General features: G+C 33.8%; 6 protein-coding genes and 1 pseudogene. 4 read left to right on the top strand and 3 right to left on the bottom strand.

All coding sequences use genetic code 11. The features are described 5' to 3' along the window. Window positions 1-355 precede the first annotated feature (355 nt). On the top strand, window positions 356-634 hold the full coding sequence (locus H541_RS0110560; RefSeq protein WP_005875075.1) for a DUF1905 domain-containing protein: 279 nt from the start codon (window positions 356-358) through the stop codon (window positions 632-634). Window positions 635-1,008: 374 nt separating this feature from the next. On the opposite strand, the gene H541_RS0110555 is transcribed toward H541_RS0110560, so the two are convergent. Both H541_RS0110555 and H541_RS0110550 read right to left on the bottom strand, forming a co-directional pair. Beyond that, entirely contained in the window at window positions 1,009-2,400 is a 1,392-nt protein-coding gene (locus H541_RS0110555; protein ID WP_022797250.1) for a dihydrolipoyl dehydrogenase family protein, read from the bottom strand. Then, on the bottom strand, window positions 2,397-2,831 hold the full coding sequence (locus H541_RS0110550; RefSeq protein WP_005237713.1) for an RrF2 family transcriptional regulator: 435 nt from the start codon (window positions 2,829-2,831) through the stop codon (window positions 2,397-2,399). Before H541_RS0110550 ends, H541_RS0110555 begins: the two co-directional genes overlap by 4 nt. A 153-nt stretch (window positions 2,832-2,984) precedes the next feature. On the opposite strand from H541_RS0110550, the gene H541_RS0110545 reads away from it, so the two are divergent. The 3 genes from H541_RS0110545 (at window position 2,985) to H541_RS0110535 (ending at window position 4,421) form a co-directional block, all read left to right on the top strand. Continuing rightward, the gene (locus tag H541_RS0110545) at window positions 2,985-3,341 is read left to right on the top strand and encodes a hypothetical protein (RefSeq protein WP_021150714.1); all 357 of its coding nucleotides are present in this window, start codon (window positions 2,985-2,987) and stop codon (window positions 3,339-3,341) included. A gap of 148 nt (window positions 3,342-3,489) precedes the next feature. Next, window positions 3,490-4,041 carry a tyrosine-type recombinase/integrase gene (locus tag H541_RS0110540; protein WP_022797249.1) on the top strand — a complete coding sequence of 184 codons (552 nt, stop codon included), beginning with the start codon at window positions 3,490-3,492 and terminating at the stop codon, window positions 4,039-4,041. A gap of 158 nt (window positions 4,042-4,199) precedes the next feature. Continuing rightward, on the top strand, window positions 4,200-4,421 hold the full coding sequence (locus tag H541_RS0110535; RefSeq protein WP_022797248.1) for a hypothetical protein: 222 nt from the start codon (window positions 4,200-4,202) through the stop codon (window positions 4,419-4,421). Window positions 4,422-4,551: 130 nt separating this feature from the next. On the opposite strand, the pseudogene H541_RS12405 reads toward H541_RS0110535, so the two are convergent. Continuing rightward, window positions 4,552-4,831: pseudogene (locus H541_RS12405) on the bottom strand (IS6-like element IS1216 family transposase); the annotation flags it as partial.

Below are 4,831 nucleotides of genomic sequence, written 5' to 3'. Positions count from 1 at the left end.
TTTTCCGGTAAAAACAGTAGACAATCGGCCTTTTACTCTTTCTTTTGACACGGCATTTTTGGGAAAAGAAATATTAGAATCTTTGATGTTAAGGATTTTTTTAATCATGCTATCTATGTTTTCATCTTTTGTTTTGATAAAATTGGTGTGGGACATTTGGCTGATCCTCCTATGATTTTGTTTAGCGATTTAATTATAGGACAACCAAATGTCTTTTTGTATCAAAAATTGGTGTCGCTACTTTTTGAGTAACAACACCAAATATTATAGAACCGTTTTTTGTGGGTCTATGTCAACTGTAGTGGGTGACGAAAAGCTAATATCTGTCTAGTTAATTGTAGCCTATCCAATTTAAATGATAAAAATAATTGACAATCAGAAACTCAAATTACATTACAAAGAGGGATTTGGATCATGGACTTATCACCTTAGACTACCAGGAACAGCTGATAATAAAGGGAGATGGGGACATTTAAAAGTATCTGGTACAATTGACGATTTTGAAGTGAAAAACATTTATTTGGCTCCAAGGAAAGATGAAGATAAGATCATCTCAATCAATAAGGAAATTAGAGACGCGATAGGGAAAAGCGGTGGCGATATAGTAACGGTAATGTTATATTTGCATGATTAATTTACTCAATAAATCCAATCTTCTCTTTTTAGATATGAAACTTACGCTATGATGGGCTTAAAGATTTGGGTAAGTTCTATATTTGATAGAATTTATTTTTATATCGCACACGATGTTTTCCGGAATCTCTTATATAAATTAGTTTATACGATTTTATAGACACTCTTTTATTTCTTCAACAAGTACTAAAATAGAGTTATTAATTGGTACATAAACGTCTAGTGAGGGCATGATATTCACCTCTTATCTGTTATAAGTAATAATGAATAGGAGGTGAATAGTGTAAAATGACTCCTATAGAGTGGACTCTGAAAAATAGATCTCTATAAGGTCCATTTTATTTTGTCCCAGCCTCTTTTGTGGTTAAATTTAAGTTAAATCATTTCAAGTAAATCATTCATGGATTCACTCATTGTAGGGTGAGTATAAATACCGTCTCGTAAACTCTTATATGAAATATTTTCATTAATTGCTAATGCAATTAAGTTGATCATTTCGTGAGCTTCGTAGCTGAAGAAGCTTGCGCCTAATATAAGGTCAGTCTCTGGATCAACTAATATTTTCAAAAAGCCGCTTGTTTCACGCAATACTTGAGCTTTAGGAACAGCAGCAACGGGCATCTTAGCAACTTTATAATTTTTACCAGCTTCAGTTGCTTCTTTTTCATTAAAGCCTACCCGTGCAAATGTTGGATCCACAAATGTTGCTGTAGGATAAACACGACGCGTTTCTAAATTATAGTTGGATTCTTCTCCTAGCAATTGAGGCAAAACAATACGGTAGTCATCCAAAGAAATATAAGTGAATTGTGGTCCACCTTTAACGTCGCCCACTGCCCAAATGTGTTCAACAGAAGATTGCAAGTGCTTGTTTACCTTGATTTCTCCACGAGCGCCGAGCGCCACGCCAGCCTTTTCAATATCTAATTTATTCGTGTTAGGAATACGGCCAGTAGCAACTAAAATTTCATTTAATTCAGCAGATTTTTCTTCGCCGTTTTGTTCAAATGTTAAACGTACACCATTATCCGTATCTTGAACACGTTTAGCTTGAGCGTTAAATTCAATAGTTACCCCTAATTCTTCTAATCTTTCCAAAATAGCTGCTGCGTCATCCTTATCTTCACGTGGCAATAATGAGTCATTGAATTGATAAACGGTTACTTCAGAACCAAATTCAGCAAAATAAGAAGCGAATTCTAATCCAATTGGACCAGCTCCGATAATACCTAGTTTTTTTGGCAGATTTGTTAGCTCTAAAATTTCTTCACTTGTGTGGATGTGTGGACTGTTTTGCTTGTTTTCAAAATCTGGAATAACAGCCGTAGATCCAGTTCCAATAATGATATTAGCAGCCGTAACTTGTAGCGTTTCTGTATCTGTATCCACTAACAAAGTATGGTCATCTTTGAAGTGAGCAAAACCGTCTAAGACTGTTACGTTATCTAAATCAGCAATTTTATGGTAGTTTTTTTTATTTAATTTGGTTACTAATTCAGTTTTATAGTCCATGGCTTGTTTGAAAAACTGGTTGTTAATCTCAGGATTTCGCTCAATGCCAAATTCTGATAATTGATCAATAATTTTTGCACTATGTGTCAACGATTTAGTCGGTAAGCATCCCACATTAATACAAGTTCCACCATACATTTTAGCTGATTTTTCAATCACAGTGACGGTTTTTCCTTTTTTAGCTAAAGCACCTGCTAATGTTTTTCCTGCTTTACCAAATCCAATAATGGCTACGTCTGTAGTGTACTTATTCATATTTTAGTGCCCCTCTCATTTTGTATTGCATATAATTTTACTTCCATATCTTTTAATGTAATAGTTGCTAGTTTTGCTACTGCATCTTTATTCAGCTCATCATAAAGATCATCCATAGCTTCTGACATACCAGACGAAATCATACATTGTTCATTGATATAACCTGAATGCCAAGTATTTTGGATAATTGGGATCTTTATCGCCTCATAAACATTTTTTAAAGTGATAGCTTCTAAATTATCGGTTAGAAAGTATCCGCCATGCACACCTTTTTTTGTTTGAACTAATCCTTTTTTTCGGCATTTTGCCAGAACTCTGCGAACACGAACTGGATTCGTACAAATGTTCTCAGCTAATGCTTCACTGGTAAAAATTGAATTGTTATGACCTAAATAGACCAACCCATGTACTGCAATCGTAAATTCACTCAAAATTATTCACCTTCTTTAAAAAGTAACTTTTAAAGTTGCTTTATCTAAATTAAGTATACACCTAAAAGTTATCCAAATCTACAAAATCTGTTACTTTTAAGCAATTATTTTAATATCTCCTTAGACGAATTGATTAAAGGAGATGACGATAAGATGAAAAGAGAAGTAACTATTGCTAAGATGAATCAATTAATGTTGGTTATTATAGGATCATTTGTTTTAACCCTCATTACTGCATCCTTATTTAAATACTGGGGCGATTTTTCTTTGATTTTGCCAGTTACTTTTATAGTAATCATGGTCAATGCTGCTATTAAACTTCAAAAGATCCAAGATAAAGAAAATCTAAAAACCTATAAAAAAATCTTAGATTATATGGACAATAGAGAAGTAAGAAATGATCCGAAAACACAAAACAGGAAGAGAATGAACTTAGAAAAATCTAGCTTGGCGATAGTAGGAGCTCTTATTGAGTTTTTCTTAATGTATGGCGTACTGTCGGTTTTCTAAATCATCTTAATACATGAAATTGTATAAAAACGTGTATCGGGAATCCTATTCTAATAGGGTTCTTTTTTTATAACGTCCTCTAATACACGATTATGTGGTATACTAAACAAAATCATGTATCACTTTTGTGAGAGGAGAGGGCTTTTAAATGAGTTACAACGTCCAGCCGCTAAGGACTCAGCAAGAAATAAACGACTTTTTATTTTGTTTAAGAAGAAACAAAAACGCAGATCGGGATGTTTTTCTCTTTTTGATTGGCATTAATAGCGGATTACGCATGTCAGATATCGTAAAATTGAAGAAACAAGACCTTATTTCTTCAAAAAATCCCCGAATCGTCGAGAAAAAAACAGGGAAAACCCGTATTTTGTATTTAAGTAGTTTGCAGGACTTGATCCAAGAGTATACGAAAGACCTAGAACCAGAGGATTATTTGTTTCCTAGCACCAAAGGTGGCCATGTGGAAGTGAATACGGTCTATCAGATGTTTCAAAAGGTCGCTAAGCTGTTAGGAAGAGACGATATTGGGACGCACACGCTGCGGAAGACGTTTGGCTACCATTACTATAAGAAAACCAAAGACGTGGCCATACTAATGGAAATTTTCGGTCACAGCAGCGAGAAGATTACGAAACGGTATATCGGGATCAATGCAGATGAAATCAGTGAGACTTTATTAAATTTTAGACTCGGTTTTTAAATCTATATTTATTAAGAAGACAGTATTTAAAGTCAGAAGTTATTGTGGGTGTTCCCTAATTGAAAATTTATCTGCTAATGAATAATTTTATTGTTCATTAGCGTTAGTCCCAATTGATTAGTCGTGATATAATCAATTGAAAAAATGGAGGTGTTTTTATGTCAACTATTTATACTACAAACGAATGGAATGGATATGGGAAACAAAATTATTATTGGAATGAATATCGACTAGAAGGTAATTCGATAGTTAAATATAAATGTAATAGACATAAGTTTTTTGATGGAAACGAGAATAATTGGGAAGAAAGTGAAACAGAAGTAGAAAGTTGGAATATCAATGATTCTAATTTACCTAATTGGTTAAGAGAATACATATGAAAGTTCAAATAAATAGTTAATTAATGATCAGGTAACTTAAATTCTTAGGTGTCATAATCGCGGTTAATCCAAGGGTTCTGTTGCAAAGTTTTAAATAAAGAATAAAATCCCTTACAGTATCTATGATTAAAGCTGGGATTCCCAATAATACCTTGATTTCAGTACAGACCGAAAACCCGAAGAGAGTGCCTTCTTTTCGGGTTTTCTTATATAATCCTCGAATGGCTTCCATGCCTTTAATCGTGGTAGAGGCAGTGCGTAAACTTCGATAGAATTTATTGCGTCTCTTTACTGGACGATGGTCTTGTTCAATCAAATTATTCAGGTATTTAATGGTACGATGTTCTGTCCCTTGATAAAAGCCGTATTCTTTTAGTTTCTTAAAGGCACTTGTAATAGAGGGGGCTTTA

Origin of the sequence: Bavariicoccus seileri WCC 4188, from assembly GCF_000421665.1 — a bacterium.
Classification (GTDB): domain Bacteria; phylum Bacillota; class Bacilli; order Lactobacillales; family Aerococcaceae; genus Bavariicoccus; species Bavariicoccus seileri.
The sequence above is the reverse complement of the archived record's forward strand: the minus strand, read 5'-3'. Positions and strand labels throughout refer to the sequence as shown.

Excerpts from the sequence above, each read along its gene's own strand:
- H541_RS0110560 (WP_005875075.1), top strand. The coding sequence starts at position 356 with ATGATAAAAATAATTGACAATCAGAAACTCAAATTACATTACAAAGAG.
- H541_RS0110555 (WP_022797250.1), bottom strand. The coding sequence starts at position 2,400 with ATGAATAAGTACACTACAGACGTAGCCATTATTGGATTTGGTAAAGCA.
- H541_RS0110545 (WP_021150714.1), top strand. The coding sequence starts at position 2,985 with ATGAAAAGAGAAGTAACTATTGCTAAGATGAATCAATTAATGTTGGTT.
- H541_RS0110540 (WP_022797249.1), top strand. The coding sequence starts at position 3,490 with ATGAGTTACAACGTCCAGCCGCTAAGGACTCAGCAAGAAATAAACGAC.
- H541_RS0110535 (WP_022797248.1), top strand. The coding sequence starts at position 4,200 with ATGTCAACTATTTATACTACAAACGAATGGAATGGATATGGGAAACAA.